Annotated in this window: 21 protein-coding genes and 1 pseudogene; 19 read left to right on the plus strand and 3 right to left on the minus strand. The window is 41.0% G+C overall.

Translation table 11 applies throughout. From position 1 onward, the window contains the following. Window positions 1-24 precede the first annotated feature (24 nt). Genes ACIROD_RS18410 through ACIROD_RS18435 form a run of 6 tightly spaced genes read left to right on the plus strand, consistent with a single transcriptional unit; the run spans window position 25 to window position 6,872 of the window. Window positions 25-1,188: a thiolase C-terminal domain-containing protein gene (locus ACIROD_RS18410; protein ID WP_402942753.1), complete on the plus strand. Its 1,164-nt coding sequence runs from the start codon at window positions 25-27 to the stop codon at window positions 1,186-1,188. 11 nt (window positions 1,189-1,199) lie between these two features. After that, window positions 1,200-1,616, plus strand: coding sequence for a Zn-ribbon domain-containing OB-fold protein (locus ACIROD_RS18415; protein WP_063593503.1), 417 nt, complete (start codon window positions 1,200-1,202; stop codon window positions 1,614-1,616). A gap of 37 nt (window positions 1,617-1,653) precedes the next feature. Continuing rightward, window positions 1,654-2,850, plus strand: a complete 1,197-nt coding sequence (locus ACIROD_RS18420) for an acyl-CoA dehydrogenase family protein (protein WP_402942756.1) — start codon at window positions 1,654-1,656, stop codon at window positions 2,848-2,850. A gap of 14 nt (window positions 2,851-2,864) precedes the next feature. Then, the gene (locus tag ACIROD_RS18425; protein ID WP_402942759.1) at window positions 2,865-4,007 is read left to right on the plus strand and encodes an acyl-CoA dehydrogenase family protein; all 1,143 of its coding nucleotides are present in this window, start codon (window positions 2,865-2,867) and stop codon (window positions 4,005-4,007) included. Between the two features lie 55 nt (window positions 4,008-4,062). Then, complete coding sequence (locus ACIROD_RS18430; protein WP_402942761.1) at window positions 4,063-5,538, plus strand: aldehyde dehydrogenase family protein; 1,476 nt, start codon at window positions 4,063-4,065, stop codon at window positions 5,536-5,538. 56 nt (window positions 5,539-5,594) lie between these two features. Beyond that, window positions 5,595-6,872: an MFS transporter gene (locus tag ACIROD_RS18435; RefSeq protein ID WP_402942764.1), complete on the plus strand. Its 1,278-nt coding sequence runs from the start codon at window positions 5,595-5,597 to the stop codon at window positions 6,870-6,872. A 114-nt stretch (window positions 6,873-6,986) separates the two neighbouring features. Here ACIROD_RS18435 and ACIROD_RS18440 read toward each other — a convergent pair whose 3' ends face one another. Continuing rightward, window positions 6,987-7,718: a hypothetical protein gene (locus ACIROD_RS18440; RefSeq protein WP_402942767.1), complete on the minus strand. Its 732-nt coding sequence runs from the start codon at window positions 7,716-7,718 to the stop codon at window positions 6,987-6,989. 164 nt (window positions 7,719-7,882) lie between these two features. On the opposite strand from ACIROD_RS18440, the gene ACIROD_RS18445 reads away from it, so the two are divergent. The 12 genes and pseudogenes from ACIROD_RS18445 (at window position 7,883) to ACIROD_RS18500 (ending at window position 22,617) form a co-directional block, all read left to right on the plus strand. Further along, on the plus strand, window positions 7,883-8,767 hold the full coding sequence (locus ACIROD_RS18445) for a hypothetical protein (RefSeq protein WP_402942770.1): 885 nt from the start codon (window positions 7,883-7,885) through the stop codon (window positions 8,765-8,767). 276 nt (window positions 8,768-9,043) lie between these two features. Further along, a complete protein-coding gene (locus tag ACIROD_RS18450) occupies window positions 9,044-10,663 on the plus strand; it encodes an amidohydrolase (protein WP_402942772.1) in 1,620 nt (539 codons plus the stop codon). Between the two features lie 105 nt (window positions 10,664-10,768). Then, window positions 10,769-12,001, plus strand: coding sequence for a Zn-dependent hydrolase (locus tag ACIROD_RS18455; protein ID WP_402942775.1), 1,233 nt, complete (start codon window positions 10,769-10,771; stop codon window positions 11,999-12,001). Window positions 12,002-12,136: 135 nt separating this feature from the next. Further along, a complete protein-coding gene (locus ACIROD_RS18460) occupies window positions 12,137-12,337 on the plus strand; it encodes a DUF3311 domain-containing protein (protein WP_095393819.1) in 201 nt (66 codons plus the stop codon). Next, window positions 12,334-13,818, plus strand: coding sequence for a sodium:solute symporter family protein (locus tag ACIROD_RS18465; RefSeq protein ID WP_402942779.1), 1,485 nt, complete (start codon window positions 12,334-12,336; stop codon window positions 13,816-13,818). The genes ACIROD_RS18460 and ACIROD_RS18465 overlap by 4 nt, the downstream gene beginning before the upstream one ends. 58 nt (window positions 13,819-13,876) lie before the next feature. Continuing rightward, the gene (locus ACIROD_RS18470) at window positions 13,877-14,743 is read left to right on the plus strand and encodes a nitrilase-related carbon-nitrogen hydrolase (protein WP_260357609.1); all 867 of its coding nucleotides are present in this window, start codon (window positions 13,877-13,879) and stop codon (window positions 14,741-14,743) included. Window positions 14,744-15,002: 259 nt separating this feature from the next. Next, window positions 15,003-15,320: a DUF3870 domain-containing protein gene (locus ACIROD_RS18475; protein ID WP_101222095.1), complete on the plus strand. Its 318-nt coding sequence runs from the start codon at window positions 15,003-15,005 to the stop codon at window positions 15,318-15,320. Between the two features lie 168 nt (window positions 15,321-15,488). Beyond that, window positions 15,489-16,648: pseudogene (locus ACIROD_RS18480) on the plus strand (DUF819 family protein). A 15-nt stretch (window positions 16,649-16,663) separates the two neighbouring features. Further along, on the plus strand, window positions 16,664-17,746 hold the full coding sequence (locus ACIROD_RS18485) for a dipeptide epimerase (protein WP_101222097.1): 1,083 nt from the start codon (window positions 16,664-16,666) through the stop codon (window positions 17,744-17,746). Window positions 17,747-17,771: 25 nt separating this feature from the next. Beyond that, a complete protein-coding gene (locus ACIROD_RS18490) occupies window positions 17,772-18,773 on the plus strand; it encodes a C40 family peptidase (RefSeq protein ID WP_402942783.1) in 1,002 nt (333 codons plus the stop codon). Between the two features lie 257 nt (window positions 18,774-19,030). Next, entirely contained in the window at window positions 19,031-20,830 is a 1,800-nt protein-coding gene (locus tag ACIROD_RS18495; RefSeq protein ID WP_101222099.1) for a S9 family peptidase, read from the plus strand. A gap of 236 nt (window positions 20,831-21,066) precedes the next feature. After that, window positions 21,067-22,617 (plus strand): histidine kinase N-terminal 7TM domain-containing diguanylate cyclase, encoded by a 1,551-nt coding sequence (locus tag ACIROD_RS18500; RefSeq protein ID WP_402942786.1) that lies wholly within the window; start codon window positions 21,067-21,069, stop codon window positions 22,615-22,617. A gap of 99 nt (window positions 22,618-22,716) precedes the next feature. On the opposite strand, the gene ACIROD_RS18505 is transcribed toward ACIROD_RS18500, so the two are convergent. Next, window positions 22,717-23,430 carry a class I SAM-dependent methyltransferase gene (locus ACIROD_RS18505; protein ID WP_402942789.1) on the minus strand — a complete coding sequence of 238 codons (714 nt, stop codon included), beginning with the start codon at window positions 23,428-23,430 and terminating at the stop codon, window positions 22,717-22,719. Between the two features lie 164 nt (window positions 23,431-23,594). On the opposite strand from ACIROD_RS18505, the gene ACIROD_RS18510 reads away from it, so the two are divergent. Continuing rightward, window positions 23,595-23,855, plus strand: coding sequence for a hypothetical protein (locus tag ACIROD_RS18510; protein ID WP_137023549.1), 261 nt, complete (start codon window positions 23,595-23,597; stop codon window positions 23,853-23,855). Window positions 23,856-24,007: 152 nt separating this feature from the next. On the opposite strand, the gene ACIROD_RS18515 is transcribed toward ACIROD_RS18510, so the two are convergent. Beyond that, window positions 24,008-24,646, minus strand: coding sequence for a formylglycine-generating enzyme family protein (locus ACIROD_RS18515; protein ID WP_202190564.1), 639 nt, complete (start codon window positions 24,644-24,646; stop codon window positions 24,008-24,010). Window positions 24,647-24,894 lie beyond the last annotated feature (248 nt).

The raw sequence follows: 24,894 nt of genomic DNA on the forward strand, positions 1-24,894 counted from the left end.
TTATCAATAGTAGGAGGGTTTATTATGGAAAGCATTAAAAATCGCTATGCCATTGTCGGTGTAGGGGAAAGTGAGCGTTCTAAGAATTCCGGTACAACCCCGTTACATTTGGCGTTGGACGCTGCTCGAGCTGCATTGAATGATGCTGGGCTTCAAGCGAAAGATATTGATGGGTTCATGAGCTATTCGGAAAACGATTCTTGTACATCTCATCAATTAGCAACATATTTAGGGGTCCGTCCCAAATATGTTAAGGATATTTTGGGCGGGGGAAGCAGTACCGAAATGCTGATAGCTGACGCTGTTGGATTAATCGAATCAGGTCAATTGAATACGGTGTTGATTTATCGTTCCATGAATGGACGCTCAGGCGTGAGGATGGGCGGAGGCGGATGGGATGTAAATATGCTTCAAACAGCCATAGAAGGCGGAAGCTTCATCATTCCTTACGGTGCTGGCAGTCCGGCTCAGTGGTTCGGACTTTTTGCGACGCGACATATGCATGAAACCGGGCTGACAAAGGAACATCTTGGGCATGTCTGTTTAGCTTTTTACGAACATGCTCAAAGGAATCCTAAAGCATACTTTTATGGTAAACCATTAACGATGGAGGAATATCTTAAAACGCCCTATTTAAGCTATCCATTTAAAAAACATGATTTCTGCCTGGAATCCGATGAAGCAAATGCAATCATTGTCACTTCAGCAGAAAGTGCTGAAGGATGCAAGTCCAGACCGGTATACATCATGGGTTTATCTGCTAGGCAGTGTGTGTCCCATGCACATTATTGGAATGATTTAACCGAAGTGGCTGCTGACTATGTCGCGCCTGAAGTATATAAAATGGCTGGAGTGAAACCTGAAGATATTGACGTTGCATCCATATATGACTGTTATAGCTGGGTTGTACTTCGGCAGTTGGAGGCTTATGGATTTGCACCGCGCGGAGAGGTCGGTGACTTTGTAGCCGAAGGAAACTTGCGGATCGGCGGGAAATTACCTTCGAATACAGCAGGAGGAATGCTATCGGAAGGATATACACATGGAATGAATAACGTATTGGAAATCGTACGTCAAGTTCGTCACGAATACAAAGGAACCGATCGGCAAGTGGAAAATTGTGAAATCGGAATCTGTACTGGCTGGGCTGGACCGGATATGGCCGGTGCCATGATTTTAAGAAATTAGGAGGGAACAAAATGGAATACCAAAAACCTATTCCGCTAAAAACACAGGATAATAGTCCATATTGGGATGGCGCAGATCGTCATGAACTGATTCTTCAAAAATGCAATTGCTGTCATCAATATTCCCATCCTCCCGGTCCGAGCTGTGCAAAATGTGGCAGTTCGGAACTTAGCTGGGAAAGCCAAGGCAGCGATATTAACGGTAAAGTCTATTCATATATCGTTTCCTATCGGCCCTTCTTACCTGGATTCCAGGATGATTTACCGCTTGTAATTGCCATAGTCGAATTAGATACTCTGCCCCAGGTCAAGTTAATCGGAAATATTCTGCATTGTTCACCAGAAGATATTGAAATGGGTATGCCAGTTAAGATGGTTTGGAAGGAAATTACGGATGAACGGTCACTGCCGCAATGGATTCAGTCATAGAAGTGTAATTTGCAAGCATTAAAGGAGGAAGATATCTATGGATTTTTCGTTTACAACCAAGGAAGAAGAATTCCGTCTTGAATTGAGAGCGTGGCTTGAAGGAAATTTACCTGAAGGTTGGCATGAAGGAACCAGTAATGTTTCAAAAGATGAAGGTGAGTATGCCGTTTTCCTCAGGAATTGGCAAAGGAAATTATATGAAGGAGGCTGGGCAGCGATTGCCTGGCCAAAAAAATACGGCGGACGAGAAGCGACGTTGATGGAGGAAATAGTTTATCAACAGGAAATGGTTAGAGTAAAGGCTCCGGCGCTTGTGAATTATGTAGGCATCCATATGGTGGGACCCACTCTAATGCAGATTGGAACGGACGAACAAAAAGCAAAATATATCCAAAAAATTCTCACAGGGGAGGAAGTATGGTGTCAAGGATATTCCGAACCGAATGCTGGATCCGATTTATCCGCCATTCAAACAAGCGCCGTAAAGGACGGAGATCGGTGGATCATTAATGGTCAGAAGGTTTGGACAAGCTTTGGCCACTTAGCTGATCGATGCTTTTTACTGGCTCGGACGAATCGTTTTGATAAAAAGCATAAAGGGATAACGGTTTTCCTATTGGATATGAATCAGCCGGGGGTGGAAACAAGGCCCATCATTCAAATGGATGGTCAGCATGATTTTAATGAAGTCTATCTGAATGATGCGATTGCATACGATGCTGAAATAGTTGGGGAGGTAGATGAAGGCTGGAAAGTTACGATTGCATTGCTTATGCATGAAAGAACGGGAATCGGAGCGCAAGTTTTTACATTGGAGCAACAATTTAATGAACTTGTAGGGTTAGCTAAAGAATTGAAGGAAGATGAAGAGCCATTGATGGACAATCCGCTTGTTCGTCATACAATGGTAGATTTATATACTCGCTCACGCGGTTCACTTTTGAACTATTATCGTAATTTAACTAAGACATTAAAAAATGGTCATCCTGGTGCAGAAGGTTCGATGGATAAATTGATGGTAAGTGAACTTACTAAAGAGCTGTTGTCCCAATCCATTTCATTACAAGGACATAACGGTATTCTGTGGAAAGAAGATTCAATCACCTCCAACTCATATTGGCAGGATAATTATCTTTATTCTTTTGGACAAACAATTGGAGGTGGAACGAGCGAAATTCAAAAGAACACTATTGGGGAAAGAATTCTAGGTCTACCAAAAGATATGGGACGTTAAGTTGAAAAGGGGGAATGAAGGTGGATTTTTCTTTAAATCAAGAACAAGAGATGTTCCGCGGATATGTCCGGAAATATTTAGATGGTGCCGGGCAAACAAAAACGGCCCGTGCATACATAGAGGGTGAAACTGGATCTCTAAGGGCCTTATTTTCGGGGCTTGCCGAATTAGGATGTACAAGCATTAATATATCGGAAGATTACGGGGGAATGGGCTTAGGTCACCTTGATTTAATACCTGTACTTGAAGAAACCGGCCGTTCTTTATTCCCGGGTTTATACTTAGAAACCAATGCACTAGCTGTGCCATTATTAGAGAAATTCGGTACTGAAGAACAAAAAGGTAGGTATTTATCAGAAATTTCTGCTGGTACAAAAACATTCTCGCTAGCTTGGTTAGAACCAGGTGGAAGTTACGATCCTTCTGGTATCAACCTGGAGGCAAAATCCCTAAACGGTCGGTTGATATTAAGCGGAGTGAAAACAATGGTTCCCGATGCTGAGTTGGCTGATCATTATATAGTGTTAGTCCGCACAGGCAAAGGTAACCGAAATGAAGGGATTACATTACTTATCGTCGATCGAAATGAAACGAATTTGACGCTTGAAAGCCAGAAAAACATTGACGAAACCCGACAATTGGCAGCATTGGCTTTCAATGATGTTGAAATTCCAATGGATCAGGTACTTGGATCGATGCATCAAGGGTGGGATGCCATCCAAGAAGGATTACTCTCTTTCAATGCGGCTCTCTCGGCAGTAATAGTCGGGTGTATGGAGAAAGTGGTGGAAATGGCAGCAGAGTATGCGAAGATTCGTGAACAGTTTGGTCAGCCGATAGGGAGATTCCAAGCGATTAAACATAGTATCGTCGATATGAAAATGGATCTCGAAACAGCCAGATCTTTAGCTTATTATGCTAACTGGGCATTGGAAAGCGGTGCAGAAGATCGAGTGCAAGCCATATCCTGTGCACGAATATTTGCCACGAAAGCATTCATACGTATTTCGTCAGACAATATTCAAATTCATGGTGGAATCGGGTTTACAGAGGAAATTGATTGTCACCTTTTTGTTAAGCGTGCAAGGTTCTATGAGAATTATTTAGGAAGCACTGAACAATATTACAAACAGGCCGCTATGGCATTAGGTTGGTAGAAAAGCAGAAGGGGTTACATTCATGTCTTACTAAGCCGAAGGGTGGAGATGAAGGTTGGAAATTTCATATAAAGTGAAAGAGTACCAGAATATGATTAATGGCGATCTCGTTCCCGCTTCTTCCGGGAATCGGATTGAGAGCTACGATCCGTCAACAGGCAGGGTTTGGGCAACCATTCCTTGCAGTATGGCCCAAGATGCTGAAGCGGCGGTAGAAGCAGCCCGGAGCGCTTTTGCCGATTGGTCTTCGAGACCAGCTATGGACCGGGCAGCTTACCTGAGGAAAATAGGTGACTTGGTCGTAAAGCATGGTGAAGAGCTAGCTGAGTTGGAATCAAGAGACAATGGTTGGGTGATCAGGGAAACGAGCCACGGCCTAATTCCCAGTTTAGCAAGCCTTTGGTATGATGCAGCAGGTGCTACAGCTATTGGAAGTAAGGGAGATACCGTCCAATTGGGACCTTCAAGTGTAGGTTATTCATTGAGGGAACCTCTAGGGGTAGTAGTAGGAATCCTTCCATGGAACTCACCGCTTTTCACTTTTACCATTAAAGCGGCTTATGCGATTGCGGCAGGAAATGCTGTCATTATCAAACCATCTGAATTGGCTTCTGTCGCTTCATTACGATACGGAGACCTGATTAATGAAATCCTCCCGCCAGGAATCCTCAATGTCGTATCAGGAACTGGAGCGGAAGTGGGAGATACTCTAGTAAGCCATCCAGATGTGAACAAAATCAGTCTGACAGGTTCTGGAGGAACGGCAAGGGCGATAGCACAAACGACCGCACGAAATCCTAAGCCCATGATTTTGGAACTTGGCGGAAAATCGCCCAACATAGTCTTTGCGGATGCAAACCTTGAAAAAGCAGCACAAGGGGTGACAAACTTTGGGATATTTAGCGGCAACGCAGGCCAACTATGTGTAGGTGGATCGAGGATTCTAATTCAAAGGTCCATATTCGATGAAATGATCATTAGGATGAAAGAAGTGATGGAACAGCAAATTCAACTGGGTGATCCAATGAATCCAGCCATTTCAATGGGACCGATCGCTAACGCTGCTCAATATGAAAAAGTCCTCTCATATATAGAGTTAGGCCAAAAGGAAGGAGGGGATATCATCATCGGTGGCCGTCATGGAGGTGTAAGCCTATTACCTGATGAACCCAAATTAGCTGACGGCTATTGGGTTGAGCCAACATTGATCAAGGTCAATAGTAATTCTCTCCGTATCTGTCAAGAAGAAATCTTCGGTCCGGTAGCGACCGTTATCCCCTTTGATACGGAAGAGGAAGCCATCACCATAGCTAATGACAGTGATTTTGGTTTAGGAGCTGGAGTATGGACCTCGAATTTGGATCGGGCACACCGTATGGTCCGCAAACTGGAATCGGGTAATGTGTGGGTGAACTTGTTTCGCAGGGTGGGGCCTGAACTCCCATTTGGAGGCCAAAAAAGCAGTGGATTTGGAACGGATACCATTCTTGAATATACCCGTGAAAAGACCGTTTATATGGAAATAGGATGAGTTCTTATGAGATTAGCACGGAATTTGCTGTAAATAGTGGACTGGGGGTTCTGTAAATGGCACAAGATTCTAAAGGCATTTTTTATGGATGGTATGTAGTGTTGTGTGGCTTTTTCATCATGTTCGCCGGTTTCTCGATAATAAATTCCCTGCACAGTTTGTTCATGGTCCCGGTTACAGAGGATCTAGGAATAAGCAGAACCACTTTTTCCATTGCACTTTCCATTGCTGGCCTTGGAGTGGCCGTTGCTTCTCCGATCATGGGTAAATTACTCACAAAAGGGAATATGAAATTGATCATGTCAATTTGCGTAGTAATGGCCGGAGCAGGATTCATGTCATACTCGCTTGCAAACTCAGCTGTATATTTTAGTATCATTGGCTTTGTAATTGGCGTCTGTGTTGCAGGCTTTTCCAATATTCCCATATCAATCATGTTAACCAATTGGTTTTATGAGAAAAAAGGGAAGGCCATGGGTTTGGCATTTGCGGGATCGGGAATTGGGGCAGCGGTACTCAGTCCGATCATTACAAAATTAATCTCAAATTATGGTTGGAGAACGGCCTACGTAATAGCAGGGATACTGATAATTGTCTTAACATTACCCTTGGTTCTTCTATTTGCAAAGAAAAGTCCCGCAGAAAAGGGCCTTGTTCCATTGGGCTCTGACAAAATGGAAATGGCCGAAACTAATGTGGAATCTGAACAGAATGGCTTAACGATGGGGGAAGCAAAGAAGACAGCAATGTTTTGGATTTTCGTACTTGGAATCGTTTGTTTTGCATTAGTCGCTGGCGGGGTGCAAATGCATATCCCGGCATACTTGATAGATATAGGGCATCCAGCCATCTTTGCTGGCACCATTTTTGGAATACTTTCTTTGGCAAATACGGTTGGGAAATTGATTTTAGGAGCTGTTTTGGATAAGTACGGTACGGCAGGCGGCGCCATTTATGTAGGCGCCTGCATGACGATTGCTATGGCAGCGCTATTGTTAGCGAAGACACAGGCATTCGCATTCTTATTCGCCATCGCCTTTGGCTTTAGCATTGTGATATCCACTCTTGGGCCTCCCTTCATGACAAATGATATCTTTGGAAAGAAGGACTTCGGCTCCATCTTTGGCATAGTGCAAGTTTTTTTTGTGGCGGCAGGCTCATTGGGTGTGATCGTTTCGGGTGTAATCTATGATTTGACAGAAAGCTACCGTGCAGCCTGGATCTTCTTTCTTTGTTTATTCATCTTCAGTATGGTTTGTGTACTAGCGGCAAATAGCATGAAAAAAAAGACGATCAGAAGAATCAAAAATATTTCCGACCAAAAAATTGGATAGTTTGACAGGGCTAAAAGTCATATGGAAGGGTTTGTTTTCCATTAAACAAAACAGGATAAAGAGCGGCAGGCTGGATTGCTGCTCTTTACCTTACTGTTAAACTATATGATTGTTTTAAAATTTTTCACTCCATTCCTCATCTTCAAGCGGCACACCATTAGTACTGATATATTCTACAATCATGTTTCCATGTTTAAGGACTCTATCGTTTTTTAAGGCATTGATGACTGCGGTAAAACGGTCTTCATCTGCGTCCTGTTTCTTACGTGAAAGGGTAATCCGTATGGTTGGGGAAACATCATAATCTTTATAGCTGGCCGGTATATTCGGATCAATCTTCAATTCTTTCCCGACACCCTCATCAAACACCAAGAGTAATTGATTATAATCGCCTATTTCTTCTTGAATCTCCTCCCAATCTTCATTCTCTGTAATATCTCCCAGTTCCTTGGATATCAACACGTCACCCAGTTCTTTTTCAACATAAGGCCGGATTTCTTTTTCTGCATCATCTTGCCATTTTTCAGATAGGAATGTATCCTCCATTTCCCCTGTTTCATCATTGAAGAAAACTAGAAATTGAGTCCCATATTTTTCATGTTTCACTTTAGCTGCGTATTCAAAATGGCCCCAGTTTCCCATATTATCGTATAAGACATCATATATTTCGGTTCCTTCATCAAAAGTTTTCTCTAAATATCGTTCAGCTTGATCCCGGACTTTCTTTTCCTCATCAGGATCTGCTTTCATACTTTGTGTGAATGAAAACATAAGAAGCATCACACCGGACAAGATGATAAAAAAAACACCTAGTAAAGCCAGTAAAATCTTTTTTGTTTTACTCAAGGAACACCCTCCTGTTATCTCTGCTATTTCTCAATAATTCCCATATTATTCTAACATTTTTACCGCTTATTTTACTATGCGAAATCTAAATTACCTTACCTCCAAAATATCGGGATACTTTGTTACAATATTTAAATGGTTAATACCCAAAGGGGGAGATCAACTTGGAAACCTATCAAAGAAAAATGAATCATAATCGGGATGAATACAGAAAGTTGCGTTGGAAACAGCATCGTCTACAAGTTACAGGTTTATTCGATGTCGTATTTTCGAAAAAAGCGTTCGTTGATAAAGTGGCTATCGTTGGTGCAGGCAATTGCGATGATTTGGATTTAGAATATCTGGCAACTAAGTGCAACTCCATATATCTATTTGATATTGATATGGAAAGTATGGAAAAGGGTACGGCGAATTTGCCTGAACGTACCCGTGAGAAAATTCAACTTGTTGCAATTGATGTAACAGGCCTCGATAAAGTGGATTTTGATCGCCACCTATCTTCCATGCTGAATCGTGGTGAAACGGCAAAGGGAATTATTCAATATTTAAAGGATACCGGGAATCGGTTAGGTCAGCTTTCTGAAAGGGTTTTTGCTAATTATTATAATGATTTTGATATCGTGGCAACTTCCGCCATTTATACCCAACTATTTTATAATTGGGCCAAGGAACTGCTTTCTGATCATGCAAACCACTATCAGAATAAAGACGCAGAAGAGCTGAAAAATGGAATTTTAGATTTAAGGGATGAAATCGTTCGTACAATGAATCACTCTATATCTAAATGTGCCCAGCAAAAAGGATTCTGTATTACATGGTCCGATATCTTAAAAATCGAACCTGAGTATATGGATACCATTAATGAAGGGCTGAATGCCATCTTTGCATTGGCCTCGAACGTGGGATACGGGGCAGCATTGATAGGGGTAAAAACGTTTATAGAAAGAGTGGAAAAAAGTGAATTAAGCCTTCGATACTGGACATGGGATTTTAATGCTAACAAACAGTATTTGACCATTGGCATTATCGGGAGATTGAATGGGTTGTAAATTGAAAAATGGAGGGATAGATAGGCATATCAGCAGCTATCTATCCTTTTTTTGTCCTTTAAGCGACTGGGCCAGCAAACCATTGGAAATAAGACATAATTATATAAAAGGTATAAAAAAACAATGGAATTTTTGACTATTTGTCTAATGATTTCACTAACTGGTGTGGATATAATGAATCTATTAAAAACAGAATATTCCGATATGTGAAAGTGGAAGGCAGTAAATGATGATGAAGTGGTAATGAGTATGACCAATAAGGAAGGGGTGTGTTGTTTGAAAGCAGATATTGTGTTCATAAAAGGCGAGGTCATAACCGTAAATCAAAAAAATGAAGTAGCAGAAGCCCTTGCTATTAAAGGTGATCGTATCTTGGCAGTCGGAACGAATCAGGAAATCAAGGTATTTATCGGTGATGAAACAAATGTGATTGATTTGCAGGGAAAGTCATTACTACCTGGATTTATAGATTCTCATATTCATCTTATATTGTACGGTGTCAATCAATTGGCAGTAAGTTGTAAAGCTGAACATATCAAATCGGTAGAAGATCTGTTAGTCGATCTGAAGAAGCAAGCTTCGACAATCCCTAAAGGTGAATGGATTCGTGCCTGGGGCTTCAATGAGACTGCTGTGAAAGAAAAACGTTATCCTACAATAGCGGAATTGGATGCTATTTCAACGGACCATCCCATTATTGTAACCCGTACATGCAGCCATATTAGTGTGGTGAATAGCAGGGCGTTAGAGATTGCCGGAATAGATGAGAACTCAGAGAATCCAACTGGAGGAATCATTGAAAAGGATAGGAAGGGAAGAATTACAGGCAAACTCATTGAAACAGCAAATATGATAATGGCCGACAGAGCAAGTTATTCTGAGAGTGAACTGTTGAAAGCAGTGAAAATAGCATCTGAGCATTTCATAGCAGCAGGCATAACAAGCATTCATGAAGCAGGTGCCCATGGTCCTGAAAGTTTCCGTTTAATGCAGCAGGCCATAAAAAATAAGGATATTCGTGTTCGAATCTATGCGATGGTCGGTTCATTGAATAATTCCCATGAATTTGTAAATAAAATGGTGGATTCGGGAGTCATAACCGGAACTGGGGACGAAAGATTCAAAATCGGACCAGCTAAATTGTTTACGGATGGCAGCAGTACCGGTCCGACAATTGCTACCCGTAAGCCCTATTCGAGTGATCCAGGTTATTCCGGAATTCTTTATTATAAAGAAGAGGAAATCTATCAAGTATTAGGTCAAGCACATAAAAAAGGCTATCAGATCACAGTCCATGCCCAAGGAGACAAAGCGATAGAGATGTATTTAAATTGCGTGGAAAAGGCTTTGAATGAATCGCCAAGAAAAGATCATAGACATAGGATCGAGCATGCCGGAATATCTTCTCCAGATTTACAAATGAGGATGAAAGAACTTGAAATCATCCCAATCCCCAACCCCCCATTTCCTTATGAATTCGGTGATATATATATTGAACATTACGGTAATAGGGTCAACCACATGTACGCCGCCCGTGAGTTTATTGATAATGGAATCTTGGCCGCAGGCGGTTCCGATGCTCCTGTTACTGATCACGACCCTTTATTAGGCATACACGTTGCAGTTAATAGAACAAGCAGGTCAGGTACGAAAATAGGTACGGTTCAATCGATTAGCGTATTGGAAGCCATTAAACTATACACTTGGAATGGCGCGTTTGCGAGTTTCGATGAAGATGTCAAAGGCAGCCTGGAGGCAGGTAAGCTGGCCGATCTAGTAGTATTGAATGATAGTATATTGAAAGTGGATTCCCAAAATATCAAGGATTTGAAAGTTGAATCAACGATTCTGAATGGGGAGATTCTTTATCATAGGGAAACATTGGTAGAAATATAATCTAGCGTAACTACTCTAAAACAACAAGACCTTCACTTTCATTTTTTTGGCTTAAGCGAACGTAAGTGGGATTTAGCAAGTTATTAAAAAAGGGGGATATACGCTATGAAAAAGCAAAAATTATTAATTAATGGTGAGAGGCTGAGTCGAACGCTTGAGAAATTTGCTGATTTTGGACGAACAGAAAACAACGGAGTCACAAGGCTATCCCTTTCCGAAGAAGATCGATTAGTCCGTGATTACTTTTGCGCTTGCTGTAAAGAATTGGGTATGACAATTAAGGTTGATGATATGGGGAATATTTACGCTACTTTGGCGGGACTTGAAAATAAACCTCCTATTGTAATGGGATCACATATGGATACAGTAAAAAAAGGCGGTCGGTTTGATGGTATCTTGGGTGTAGCTGCTGGCTTGGAAGTCGTTCGGACTCTGGTCGAAAATAATATCCAACCTAAAATTCCGGTAATGATCGTCAATTTTACGAACGAAGAGGGAGCCAGATTCGAACCTTCCATGATGTCGTCGGGAGTTCTTTCAGGTAAATTCGAAAAATCCATCATGCTGCAAAAGACGGATAGTGAAGGAACCACTTTCAAGAGTGCTTTGAATGCCATTGGATATGCAGGGGATATAGAGTCTCGTTTAAAAGAAGCGACTGCATTTCTAGAGTTGCATATTGAACAAGGGCCCATTCTTGAACGTGAATCTCTCACGATCGGTGTCGTTGAATGTGTCCTTGGTATGGTGTGCTATGAGATAGAAGTTACAGGCGAATCCGATCATGCAGGAACCACCCCAATGAATATGAGAAAAGATGCTTTCTTCACTGCGAATAGCTTGATTATGGAGGCTCGTCAGAAGCTAGGCATGCTTGATGACGATTTGGTTTTCACGATGGGCAGGGTGAATGTGTTTCCCAATATCCATACGGTGATCCCTAATAAAGTGGTTTTTTCGCTAGAGGCAAGACATAAGGATTCCAAAGTCATCGAAAAGGTGGAGGAAGTCATTAAAAGCCTTATAACTAAAGGTTCAGAAGACGGCTGCGACATCCAAGCGAAAAAATTGTGGGACAGGGATACCGTTTGGTTCGACAAATCCATTTGCAATTTGCTTGAGCAATCGACCAATTTTCTAGACCTACCCTATAAAAGAATGGTAAGCGGTGCAGGACATGATGCACAGTTTATAGCTAGTTATATACCTACTGCCATGGTTTTCGTTCCAAGCATCAACGGTAAAAGTCATTGTGAAGAGGAACTTACTAGTTGGGAAGATTGTGAAAAAGGCGTCAATGTAATACTGGAAACGGTCCTGGCCATCCAGTCATCTTAAGACGAAAATATGGTCGGTTGTAAGCAGGTAATGAAAGTAAACAAAGGGTGCTTCAAACCATCAGTTCAGTATGAAAGTCAGCTTGACTGATGGTGATGCATCCGTGTAAGGAACCTAAATGGGGGAGGGTATAATTTGGATGCTATTAAGCTATTGCTTTTTGTTCCGTTTATAGGGTTTTTAGGTTTATTGCCCTACGCAAATAAAATAGAACCGTACATATTGGGGATGCCTTTTTTGTTATTTTGGGTTGCATTTTGGATGGTGATGGCATCGATTATCTTAATGATTGTCTATAAGTTCGATCCTGATAATAAAGGGAGTGATTCTGAATGAATATCTCATTACTCATCATTTCCATCTTCTTGGTTCTAGCACTTTATTTAGGGATAAAAGCAAGAAAAGGAAAGGATATGGACATGGAGCAATTTGCCGTAGGAGGCAGGGGCTTCGGTACATTCTTCATTTTTCTGCTGATAGCAGGTGAAATTTATACAACTTTTACATTCCTGGGCGGAAGTGGGTGGGCTTACTCGAAAGGTGCCGCTGCTTATTATGTTCCCGCCTATATATTCTTAGCCTACGTCCTATCATATTGGCTCGTTCCTAAAATATGGAGATATTCAAAACGTCATTCCATTATCTCTCAGCCAGAGTATTTTGCGGCTAAATATAAAAGCAGGTCAATGGGAATGATCGTTGCTGTGTTGGGAAGCTTAGCCCTCGTGCCGTACATAGTCATACAGCTCAAAGGATTAGGTATCATTGTTTCCGAAGCGTCTTACGGAGCAATTTCACCAGTTGCTGCAAGTGTCATCGGTGCTGTAGTTGTAACTACCTATGTGATGATCTCAGGCATTCATGGTTCAGCATGGACAGCCATACTGAAAGATTTCATGATTTTGGTGGTCGTTATCTTTTTAGGGATTTACATTCCATTTCATTATTTCGGAGGCATACAGCCAATGTTCGAGACCGTGCAGGCTGCTAAACCGGAAATGTTGGTTTTTGCAGATCAGGGATTGAGTCAGTCCTGGTTTGTGTCCACCGTTTTGCTGAATGCACTAGGATTTTATTTGCTGCCACAAACATTCATGGTCGTTTTATCGTCTAATGGGGAAAGGACCCTTCGCAAAAATGCGATTGCTTTACCGTTATACACATTGTTATTGCTTTTCGTTTTTTTCATTGGGTTTACAGCCATCATGGAAATCCCGGGTTTGCAAGGAGCTGATGGGGATCTCTCACTTTTAAGGCTGGCGATCCAAACATTCGATCCATGGGTGATTGGGGTTATCGGTGCTGCAGGTTTATTGACGGCACTTGTACCGGCTTCAGTCATGCTAATGGCTGCATCGGTAGGTCTGACAAATAGCTTTTATAAAGTTCTGGTTCCCGCTGCAACTGAAACACATCAATTGATTGTCTCAAGAATCATTATTATTGGTATCTCAAGCATTGCTTTAATTGTAACGGTAACGGGCGGCGAGGCTTTGGCCATCTTGAATATCATGTCATACAGTTTAATTACCCAACTGGCACCTTCCTTGTTTTGCAGCTTGCCAAAAACAAATATTATCAATAAGTATGGTGCAATGGCAGGAATATTGGCAGGCGTCCTGATTGTTTTATATGCGACAATTGCAGATGTGAAGGTTGCTACATTCCTGCCGGATACCCCACATGTAATTAATGATATCAGTACAGGCGTCATAGCTTTATTGATTAATATACTAGTAACATTCATTGTAAGTGCACTGACTAAACATATCTCTATGCAACAGACCGAAATGAATGATCTGGATAAGATATCCTGATTTCTTTTAAACAAGACTAATCGAAGTACGGATAAAAGCATGATTTGGGAGGGCTTTTGTGAAAATTAAAATAACGGCTTGTCAATTTCGTGTAGAAAAGGTGTCAGCCTTCAATGAATTTCAGGAACAAGTAGAAGAGTTGATTACCCAAGTTCCCGAAAACTCGGATTATATCATTTTTCCTGAACTGTTAACCATAGGGTTATCAGCGGCCTTTGGAGAACAGGATGCTTCGTCCCTTACCAGGATTGATGAATATACCAATCAATACAAAGATCTTTTCAGGTCACTCTCAAGAAAAAGAAAACAGGTCATCATTGCCGGCACGCATCTGGAACGACGCGAAAAGGAATACTTCAATATTGCATACATTTTTGATAAAGACGGATCAGTCGTTGAGCATAAAAAAACTCATATCTTTCCCGCTGAAGCAAATTGGCATACTTCTGAAGGTGATGATTTGGAAGTTTATTCCGTGGGTCCGGTTAAGATAGGGATAGCGGTATGTTATGAAGCGGAGATACCTGAAATTTCAAGGATTTTATCAGTGAATGGGGCCGACATCATTTTTTGCCCATCATACACATTTACAGAGGCTGGTTTTTGGCGAGTGCGCCATTGCGCTCATGCGCGTGCAATCGAGAATCAGGTATATTTTGTTCATTGCCCCACTGTTGGAGAACCAGGGGCACCCCTGCCGAACGGGTATGGCAGCGCCAGTATTCTTAGCCCCTGTGACAGCGCTTGGCCAGCAAATGGTATAGTAGCCGAGGCGGTAATGAATGAACATACGATCATAACCGGTACAGTCGATATGGACGAGCTTTATGAGAATCGAAAAAGTGGTGCAGCAACCACTTTCGAGGATCGCAATCGCCGAAAAGAGTTGTATGCGAAATATAAGCCGTATGAAGGGCTGAAATGATCTGTTGGATCCCGAACCATAGCCCGAATAATGATTGTGAAGGCCGAATTAATCCATGAACGGCCTAATAAAGTGCGGGGGAAGTCGAATCATGACCCTATTGCGCAGGAATCGGTAATTGACTTAATATACGAAATATATTGTCAAATGCTGGCTATATATATTAGAATATATGTAACCATTTCATATTGTAATAATATAGATAGTCACCCTATTTATACCTGTTATGATGTCTGTAATGGCAGGAGGCACAATAAGTATGTTTCAGCAGAATACAGTATATATAGTCGGCGAATCGAAGGCGGCGTCCAATAATCCAATTACACAGCAATTCAACTGCTTTTTTATCGGGTTCGTCATTGATCGAGAAACGCATGAAATAGTGGATGCGGAATGCTCGACCACGATATCGATTACATCACGCTTCATTCATTCCATGTTAGTTGGTAAATCCATTCTTAGGCCCGATGAATTGGAGAAAGAAATTGAGCAACGGTACTTTGGTTCATCTCAGAAAGCACTGACCGTCGCCCTAAGAAATGCCAGCATTAAATATCAGCAACTTTATAAGTTATAGCTGCTTCTTTTGTCAATCGCAATTGAAATCCAGCTGTTAAAGAGTGTGTAGGCGCTCTTTGGCAGCTGGATTTTTTTATGTAGGGCCATGAAGACTTCATTGGCGGGTTTGAATAGATTTTATTATCATGAAATCCCCTAAATCCCTAAATATAAGGAGGTATGGAATATGATTCAAGATGGTGTGATGTTTGTCTGTTTTTTATTGGCATTTACTGCCGTGATTGCCGTAGCGGAAAAAAGATTGGAGGAAAGTTCTTCAAGTATGTTCCTGGGATTGTCCTTATTTATATTGGAGCGGCTCTGATGAAAACATTTGGGGTCTTTTCAGATAGTGAGTCAGTCGAAAGTGCATATAGCACCATACGAGGACTCCTGCTGCCTGCCATGTTGATGCTGATGCTTTTGCAATGCGATATGCGGAAAATAATCAGACTTGGCTCAAAGATGCTGTTAACTTTTTTTGCAGCTTCATTCAGCATTATTGGAGGGTTCACACTTACTTAAGTTTTAATGAATGGCTTTTATGCGGAAGGAACTTGGAAGGCATTCTCGGCTTTGAGCGCAAGCTGGACAGGGGAATCTGCCAATATGGTGATCTTGCAAGGCATACTCGATGTGCCTGAAAATATTTTTGGCTATGCGTTGATCATGGATACAGTCAATTATTCCATTTGGGTCATGTTCTTGTTTTGGCTGGTGCCTCTTGCTGGAAAATTCAACATTTGGACTAAAGCGGATACATCTTTCATTGATCAAATGACTTCCGAGCTTGAAGCCGGTGAAACCGCCAAGGCGGAATTTGGATTCGTGGAATTGATCGGTTTCTTGGCGCTGGTATTAATTGTTTCAGCAGGGGCAACAAAAATTGGGGAGAGACTGCCGGTACTCGGTGCCGCTGTGAATGGAACCACTTGGACGATCATCATCGCTTCTACCTTAGGTTTAATTCTGGCTGTCACAAAGGTTGGACGTATTGCCGGTTCTATGGAAATTTCCAAAGTCATGCTTTACATAGTCATTGGTTTAATTGCTTCCCATGCCGATTTTTCACAGCTGTTTCAAGCACCTGTATATATTTTATCCGGATTTATGATTCTATTCTTTCATGGATTGATCATGGTCATTTTGGCCAAGATATTTAAATTGGATCTATTTACAATGGGAGTTGCCTCATTGGCCAATATAGGGGGTGTGGCATCAGCTCCTATATTGGCAGGTTCTTTCAACCGGGCGCTAATACCGGTCGGGATATTGATGGCTGTACTGGGCAGTCTTCTGGGCACCTATTTTGGAATTCTTACATCATATATACTCTCAAGCTTTTAAGGAAGGGTTGTTAATATGAAGATAGAAAGATTACAAGTATCAGTGGAAACCTTGCCGCTTGTCAAGCCATTCAAGACTGCATTACGTACAGCAATGGAAATTGAAAATATCATGGTTTCCGTAAAGTTGGAGGATGGGACGGAAGGTTTGGGGGCTGCAGCCCCCACGGTTGCCATCACAGGTGACTCTACAAAAGGAATCATGACGGTCATTGAAGAAGTGATCACACCACATCTAATTGGGCACGACATCGAGAATATCAATGCATTGTCTCAGCTTATCCAACGATCCTGTGTAGGTAACACAAGTGCAAAAGCGGCTGTTGAAATCGCTATGTACGACGCAGTCAGCAAACGATGGCAACTCCCTTTATATCAATATCTTGGCGGTAAATCGAACGTCCTTAAAAATGATATGACAATCAGCGTTGGAGAACCCGAAGAAATGGCAAAGGCGGCATTGTCCCTCATTGATGGCGGGTTTTCTACGATGAAGATAAAACTGGGGAAAGATTGGGAGAGTGATGTGGAGCGGGTTGCCTGCATTCGTGCTGCTGTTGGCGACCAGGTTATGATCAGGATTGATGCAAATCAAGGGTGGACAACAAAACAAGCGATTTCCATTATTCATGAACTCGAGGAAAGAAAGCTGAATGTTGATTTAGTGGAACAACCCGTCAAAGCCCATGATATCGAAGGGTTGAAAGAAATAAAGAGGTCTGTCCAAGTGCCGATCATGGCCGATGAAAGTTTGTTTTCACCTCGCGACGCCATGAAACTCCTTAATGAACATGCTGTTGATCTCCTTAATATCAAATTAATGAAAACAGGCGGAATTAGACGTGCACTCCAAATTGCCGATATGGCAGAAGCAGCCGGGGTGGAATGCATGATCGGGAGTATGATGGAATCATCCGTGAGTGTAGCGGCCGCGGCTCATCTGGCAACCGCCCACCCAAATATAACGAAGATTGATTTAGATGCCCCATTATGGATTAAGAATGAGCCATATGTAGGCATTCAATTTATGAAAGATCAACTTCTAATTTCCGATAAACCTGGACTGGGAGTCAAGAGGAAATCCTCTTTTTCTCAATAAAAACAAATTCGAAAGGGTGATTATTTTGAAAAGGTTAACCGTTTTTGTGCTGTCTTTATTTGCTATTGGTATTTTAGTATTCAGTCCTAATGAAGCTAGTTCAAGAGAGAAGGAGAGAATTGCCTATGTTGATGTAAGCGTGGCCACTCTTTGGACTGAGCCGGGATTACCAAGGGAAATCGATGCTCCTTCTGCATCGAATCCCGTTGATATGAATGCATGGATCGGCTCGATGAAATATGAAGACAAGCTGTGGCTTGTTGGTAACCTGGAAACACAAGCATTATACGGTTCTAAAGTGACGATTTTAGAAGAACGGGGTGAATGGGTGAAAGTAGCCGTTGCCAATCAACCAACGCCTCGCAATGATATTGGTTATCCAGGATGGATGCCAAAGGCACAATTAAAAGGCGGAAATTCTTTTGAGAAGCAATTTAAACGAGGATATGCCCTTGTAAATGCCCCAAAGACTTGGCTTTATTCGGATTCGAAACTTCGGTCCAAATTCATGGAGGTCAGCTTCGATACCCGCCTCCCGTTATTGCAGGTGAAAAAAGATAAAGTGAAGGTGATGACACCGAGTAATGGAGCAAAATGGATAGAAAAGCAGGACGTATCAGTCTATCAAAATGACAAACAAATAGCTGCTCCAACCGGAAATGACATCGTTGAATCAGGAAAAGGATTTTTAGGGCTTCCTTACCTATGGGCTGGAATGTCCGGTTTTGGATTTGACTGTTCGGGATTTACCTATACAATGTACCATGCTAATGGAATAACGATCCCAAGGGACTCTTCCGTTCAGGCGCAACATGGCAAAAAGGTAGAACAAGAAAATCTTCAACCAGGTGACTTACTATTTTTTGCTTATGAAAAAGGGAAAGGGAGGGTCCATCATGTCGGAATGTATATTGGTGACGGCAAAATGATCCATTCGCCTAACAGCTCAACACATGTAAGGATAGATGAAATAAAAACATCGGGATACGGGGAGGAATATGCCGGAGCAAGAAGATATATCGATTGATGCTTAAAAAGCTTAAGAGCCCAATACTCTTAAGCTTTTTTCGTATTTAAACTTGCTTTTAACATCATTATATCGGATGACAAAACGCTGAATAATCGTTTTTCCAAAATAGAGGCATAGTTACATAAGTTTTTTTACTAGAATAGCAAACTAGAATCCTCTGCTTCCATAGACAGTTTACTTATACCACAAAGGAAAAATATGGTATAATTAACTACAGATTTTTCTTTATATTAAAAATGTGAGGGGCTGCCAAAATGATCACTTTTCCAAAACCTGATGTTGAGCAATTTTTACGAACTTTTTCCATTGCTGATTTTGCCGTAAGTCCAGATGAAAAACATCTGGTTTTCAGTACCAATTTGAGCGGCAAGTATAATTTATGGGGAATGGATTTGCCAAACTCCTTTCCTTATCCGCTTACATCCATTGATCAAAGCTGCCAAGCGCTGATATATGATAAGAAGAGCCGGTTCATAATTGCTGGTTTCGATCAAGACGGTAATGAAAATACCCAGTTTTACGGGGTTCCTTTGAATGGCGGGACAATGAAGGGAATCGTTCATCATGAAAATACACGTAATTTCATGCCGAAATTATCGAATGACAGTAAAAAGCTCTATTACACGACATCCAGAGGAAATGCTTCCTTTCTAAATGCCTATTGTTTAGATTTAGAATCAGGACAGGAAAAGCTGGTATTGGAGGGGAAGGATGCAGCGACCTATTTATTTGGCTTTAGCCCTGATGAAGAAACCTTACTTTACTATAAACACTTTTCCAATACAAATACCCTACTCTATGCAAAAAATGGGAACGAAGATATCCTGCTCACTCCGCCCACTGAGAAACAGCACACAGTGAGTGATGGTGTTTTTGTTTCAGATTCGATGATATATTTATTGACTGATTATGATTCAGACTTTACCTATATGGCTTCATACAACCTTGAAACAAATAAATTCTGTAAAATTAAAGAATTGGAGAATGAGAGTTTTACTGCCATTAATTATAGTAAAGAGAATCAACTTTTATATATAACCAGCCAAAAGGGTGTAGAGGATCAATTATATGAATTCAATCTGCAAAATGAAAATTGGAGAAACATCCCCGTACCATGCAGCGTCATTAATAAGCTTGAGGTTGCTGCATCAGGCACGCTTTACTTATTTGGCATGGGCGCAACAAAACCTCATAATATCTATAAAAATACAGGTGATAAGTGGGTATCATTAACTAAATATACTGTTCCTGGCGTCGATTCTGATGCATTGGTTGAACCCGACATCATTACATACACTTCCTTTGATGGCCTGGAGATCGAGTCGTTATTTTTTAGGGCAAAAAAGGAAAATGACAATGGTGAAATCATTTTTTGGCCTCATGGAGGACCTCAAGCGGCAGAACGGAAGTCCTTCAGAGCTTCATTTCAATTTTTCCTGAATCACGGTTACAGTATTTTTGCGCCAAACTTCCGCGGTTCCACTGGTTATGGTTTGGAATTCACGAAAATGGTAGAGGGAGATTGGGGAAATGGGCCACGACTTGATAATGTAGCCGGCCTTGATTGGCTAATAGACCAAGGACATGCACAAAAAGGTAACATCTTATTGATGGGGGGAAGCTTCGGAGGGTATATGGCACTTCTGCTCCACGGAAGACATGCAGATTATTTTAAGGCAGTTGTCGATATTTTCGGTCCATCCAACCTCTTCTCATTTATCAATTCCGTTCCAGAAGACTGGAAGCCAATCATGGATCAGTGGGTAGGAAATCCGGAAAAAGATAAAGAAAAACTAATCGAGTATTCGCCTATCACCTATTTAGAATCGATGATAAAGCCAATGCTCGTCATTCAAGGAGCAAACGATCCCCGTGTCGTCAAAGAGGAATCAGATCAAATCGTTCAAGCCTTGAAGGGTAAAGGAAGAGATGTCGATTATATGCTTCTGGAAGATGAGGGACATGGATTTTCCAAAAAAGAAAATGAAATTGCGGTCTACCAAAAAATACTTTCATTCTTAAAGCGATTCACAGCAGTAACAGAGAAGGTATAATCCGTACCTAAATACTTCATTTATTTGAATTATCAACCCTGCCACTCACGTTCAAGGTGATGAAGCAGGGTTTTTCATGTTGTAAAAATGGATGTTTATTTTATTCGGCGGTTTGGGGTGTAAGTAAATAAGGGATTTAAAATTCAGAATTCCCTGAATAAACTCTAGTCACCTAGTCATAAAGTGCTATATAATATACGGAAAACTATTTTTTTGTTAAACGGAGTTGATTCGCATTGCCACGGGAGTTATTGTTATACATACTCGTACTTATAATAGCAGGTGCTTCAAGCTTGTTTCTGTGTTTATTTGCACACTTAAAGATCAAGGATGCACCTGGAGCAAAAGCCTATATTCTCGTGACATTATTGTCTTCCATCTTTACTTTTTCCTATGCTTTCGAACTTTCCAGTACATCGTTAGAACAAATCATATTCTGGTTAAGGGTCGAGTACTTGGCATTACCATTCATCCCAGTATTCCTTTTGTTGATGTGCATTGAATATGTAGGTCAGAGAATTAAGAAGGTCTGGCAATATGCACTCTTCATCATACCGTTCATCACCATTTTCATGCATTTTACAAATGACCTTCATCACTTATATTACAAATCAATGGAGTTGAGAAGCAATAGTCCTTTTCCAATTATTAAACTGGTGGGCGGCCCTTGGTTTTACGTACACTCCCTGTTTCTTTTTTTATGTGTGATGATAAGTATAATAATATTGCTAAAACAGGTGAAAAAATCTTCATTCAGATTCAGGATGCAAATATCAATGATGGTGGCAGGTCTTCTTATTCCTATAATAGCAAATTATTTTTATATAAATGGACTAAGCTCATATGGTATCGATCTTGGTCCTGTATCCATGAGTATCACGTTTATCTTTCATGGTGCGGCACTTTTGACTTTTCAAATGTTCAATGTAGCCCCGATCGCTCGGGAAACCGTCTTTGAAAGTATGAAAGAGGGAGTAATCGTTTTAAATCAACAGGGGTTGATTGTCGACTATAACCGTGGAATGCGCAAATTTTTGCCCATGTTGGATGAACATTCCATTGGTAAATCGATTACAAGTGTGCTAAATGGGAATCAACTTCTTAGGGGAATAATCGACCTTAAACAGGACAGTGATTTTAATTGCAGCATAAATGGTGATATGGTACATTACCATATTGGTTTTTCACCCGTGTTCAACAAAAACAACCTGTCTATCGGACAGATCATTACCTTCGCCGATGTAACTGAAAGAGTACTCATGCTGGAAAAGATGAAGCAACTTGCCAGCTTGGACGGATTAACCCAAATATTGAATAGAACATTTTTCATCAAAAAATCGGAAATTTTATTTGATGCTCTAAGCATGGAAGGCGGCAATGTTTCAGTCATCATGTTTGATATCGATCATTTCAAAAATGTAAATGATACTTTTGGACATGAAGCAGGGGATGCGGCTATAACGCTTGTAGCGAATATTGCAAAGGAAAACATTCGGGAAGGAGATTTGTTGGGGCGTTATGGCGGTGAAGAATTTATCATATGTTTGCCGAATACCGCTTTACCCGCTGCATATGAGTTGGCCGATATGATAAGGAAAAAGGTTTCTGAAAGTATTGCATTGGTTAATGAAGAGATGATTTCCGTTACCTGCAGTTTCGGGGTGACTACTGCATTAATTGAAGCTGGTGACCGAAGCATTTCCATCAAAACATTGATGCCACGGGCCGACCAAGCCTTATATGCCGCAAAGAAGAATGGCCGAAATTGTGTACAGATCATCGTCTAAATAGGACCATCCCTTTAAACCTTGAACTTGTTCCAGGTTTTTATCATTGTGTTCAAGGTTCCAGACACATATTAAGCTGCCTTATTCATGATGAATGCCCTATTTTTTACTTGCTCTGTATACTCTATAACCGAGGCTGTTTCCGTAAGATAAAATGAGGCGGTAATGTGCGTCCATGACTCGTTCCAAGGATCCATTCAAAGGCTGAATGGATCTATTTGATGCTGAAGAATTCATTAATTCGTCTAAGACGGTACTTGATTTCAAGATTTTTAAATCTGTAAATCCGTTTTGTTGGAAGGCCTTTAACCATTCGGATTGCGTCAATAATTCCCTTAAATTATAAAAGTTAATGATTTCTTTTTTTGAGACAGGATTAAGGCTGGTTTCCGCTGTCATATCAATGGATAACAAAGTTCCTTCTAGTTTAAGGACCCTGTAAAATTCTCGGAGTGATTTTTGTATATCCGTGAATGCAGTCGTTGATTCGGCTATGATAAAATCAAAAGAATTATTGTCAAAAGGCAGTTCTTCTATTGAAGACTTATATAGGTCAATGCTTAAGTTAGCTTTTTGGAATCCTTTTTTTGCATGTTTCACCATCTCAGGGTGATTATCAAGCGCGGATACTTGGCAAAGAAACGTTTTTGCCAAGTAAGATGAGGTTTGCCCTGTCCCGCATCCGGCATCAAGGATTATTGACGTATGATCGATTTTTTCATTTTTCAAAATCTGCTTAGTCAGTTCAAATCCACCAGGGTGTGCCCCTTCAATTCCAAGTATGGCTAGTGCGTCTTGGTATGAGTGGTTCATGGCATAATCTCCTTTGGTACATGTATAAATGTATTTTATGCTTTGGTTTCAAGGAGTGATAAGGAAAATGGGAAAGACTTTTAAATGATTGGTGGGTATTTAATCCATTCATGCTAGTCCCTGAATGCATACGATGTAAAATCGACTGATAAGGGGAGTGCAAAATGGGATATCATAATTATTATCATAAATGCAGGCAAGGTGTGGGAAGACCGGTTGAAATTCGTACAAGCAGAGGAACCGTACATCGGGGAATCATACACCGGGTTACACCGAACCGTGTATATATTCGTCCATTTGACGGAGGCGGAAACCTTGGGGGTTTTGGTTATGGAGGTTTTAATGCAGGATATGGCTGGGGTGCCGCAAATGGATTTGCATTTGGTGCAATTGCATCTTTAGTTTTTCTCGCATTTCTCTGGTAATCGAATGAAGAAATTATAAAAAACCTGAAAATTTTTCAGGTTTTTATTTTGTTCCCATCGGAATTCTACCAAGAAACTGGTAATAAATATGAATAGATGTACAACTAAGATAAAGCTTTGAGTTTTGAATGGATTTGGCTTGTTTGCTAAGGTTAAAAAGACCGGGCAAGACGGAATCCTAGGTCGTCTATACAAAATGTCGGATGGCTGCGCCGGCGACATGAAGCTCCACAACCTCTAGCATCCTCAGCCCAGCTCCCCCCTCGAAAAATACGGTAGGTGCCGTACACTTGTTCATCATATAAGTCCCAGCACCATTCCCATACATTCCCTAACATATCATGCAGCCCCCATGGATTCGGTTCCTTTGTTCCTACTTCATGGATCATGCCCCCTGAATTTTCGTTATACCAGGCAATCTCATTCAGCTCTCCGTATCTATAACCAGGAGTCCCGGCTTTACATGCATATTGCCACTCCGCTTCTGAAGGAAGTCGAAAACCGCTTGATTCCCAATCACAAACAATGTTTTCCCCATTTTTAGAATAACACTCTCCCAGTCCAGCTTTCTGTGAAAGCAGATTACAAAAAGAAATTGCATCATTCCAAGAGATATTCACAACAGGTTTTAGATCCCGATCAAAAGAATTAGGTGATTTATTTGTAATTGCATAGTAGAAATCCATAGTAACAGGATAACGTGCAAGAAGGAACGGTCTTATTTCAGCTTTCCACTTGCTTTTAATTCTATCGTCCCTTAATTCTATTTCGCCCCCTGGAATTTTCTCCATTGAATAGTTAATGTAACTCATTATTTCCTTTGACAATCTACCTTCCTCCTACCGACCTTAATTTAAAAGTTTCAAGACTTCCAGAACGATTAAATCAATATAAATATAAGGTTGGTTTAAATTTGTATTAAAATGACCGTTTTTAAAGCGACTCAAAGACCCCATTAATTTGTGTGTGTGTGGGTAATCTGAGGGTATAGGATCAAGCTTAGGCTTCATTACGCCCCATTTAATTTATATTAATATGT

This window comes from Peribacillus sp. NPDC101481 (assembly GCF_044767165.1).
Classification (GTDB): domain Bacteria; phylum Bacillota; class Bacilli; order Bacillales; family DSM-1321; genus Peribacillus.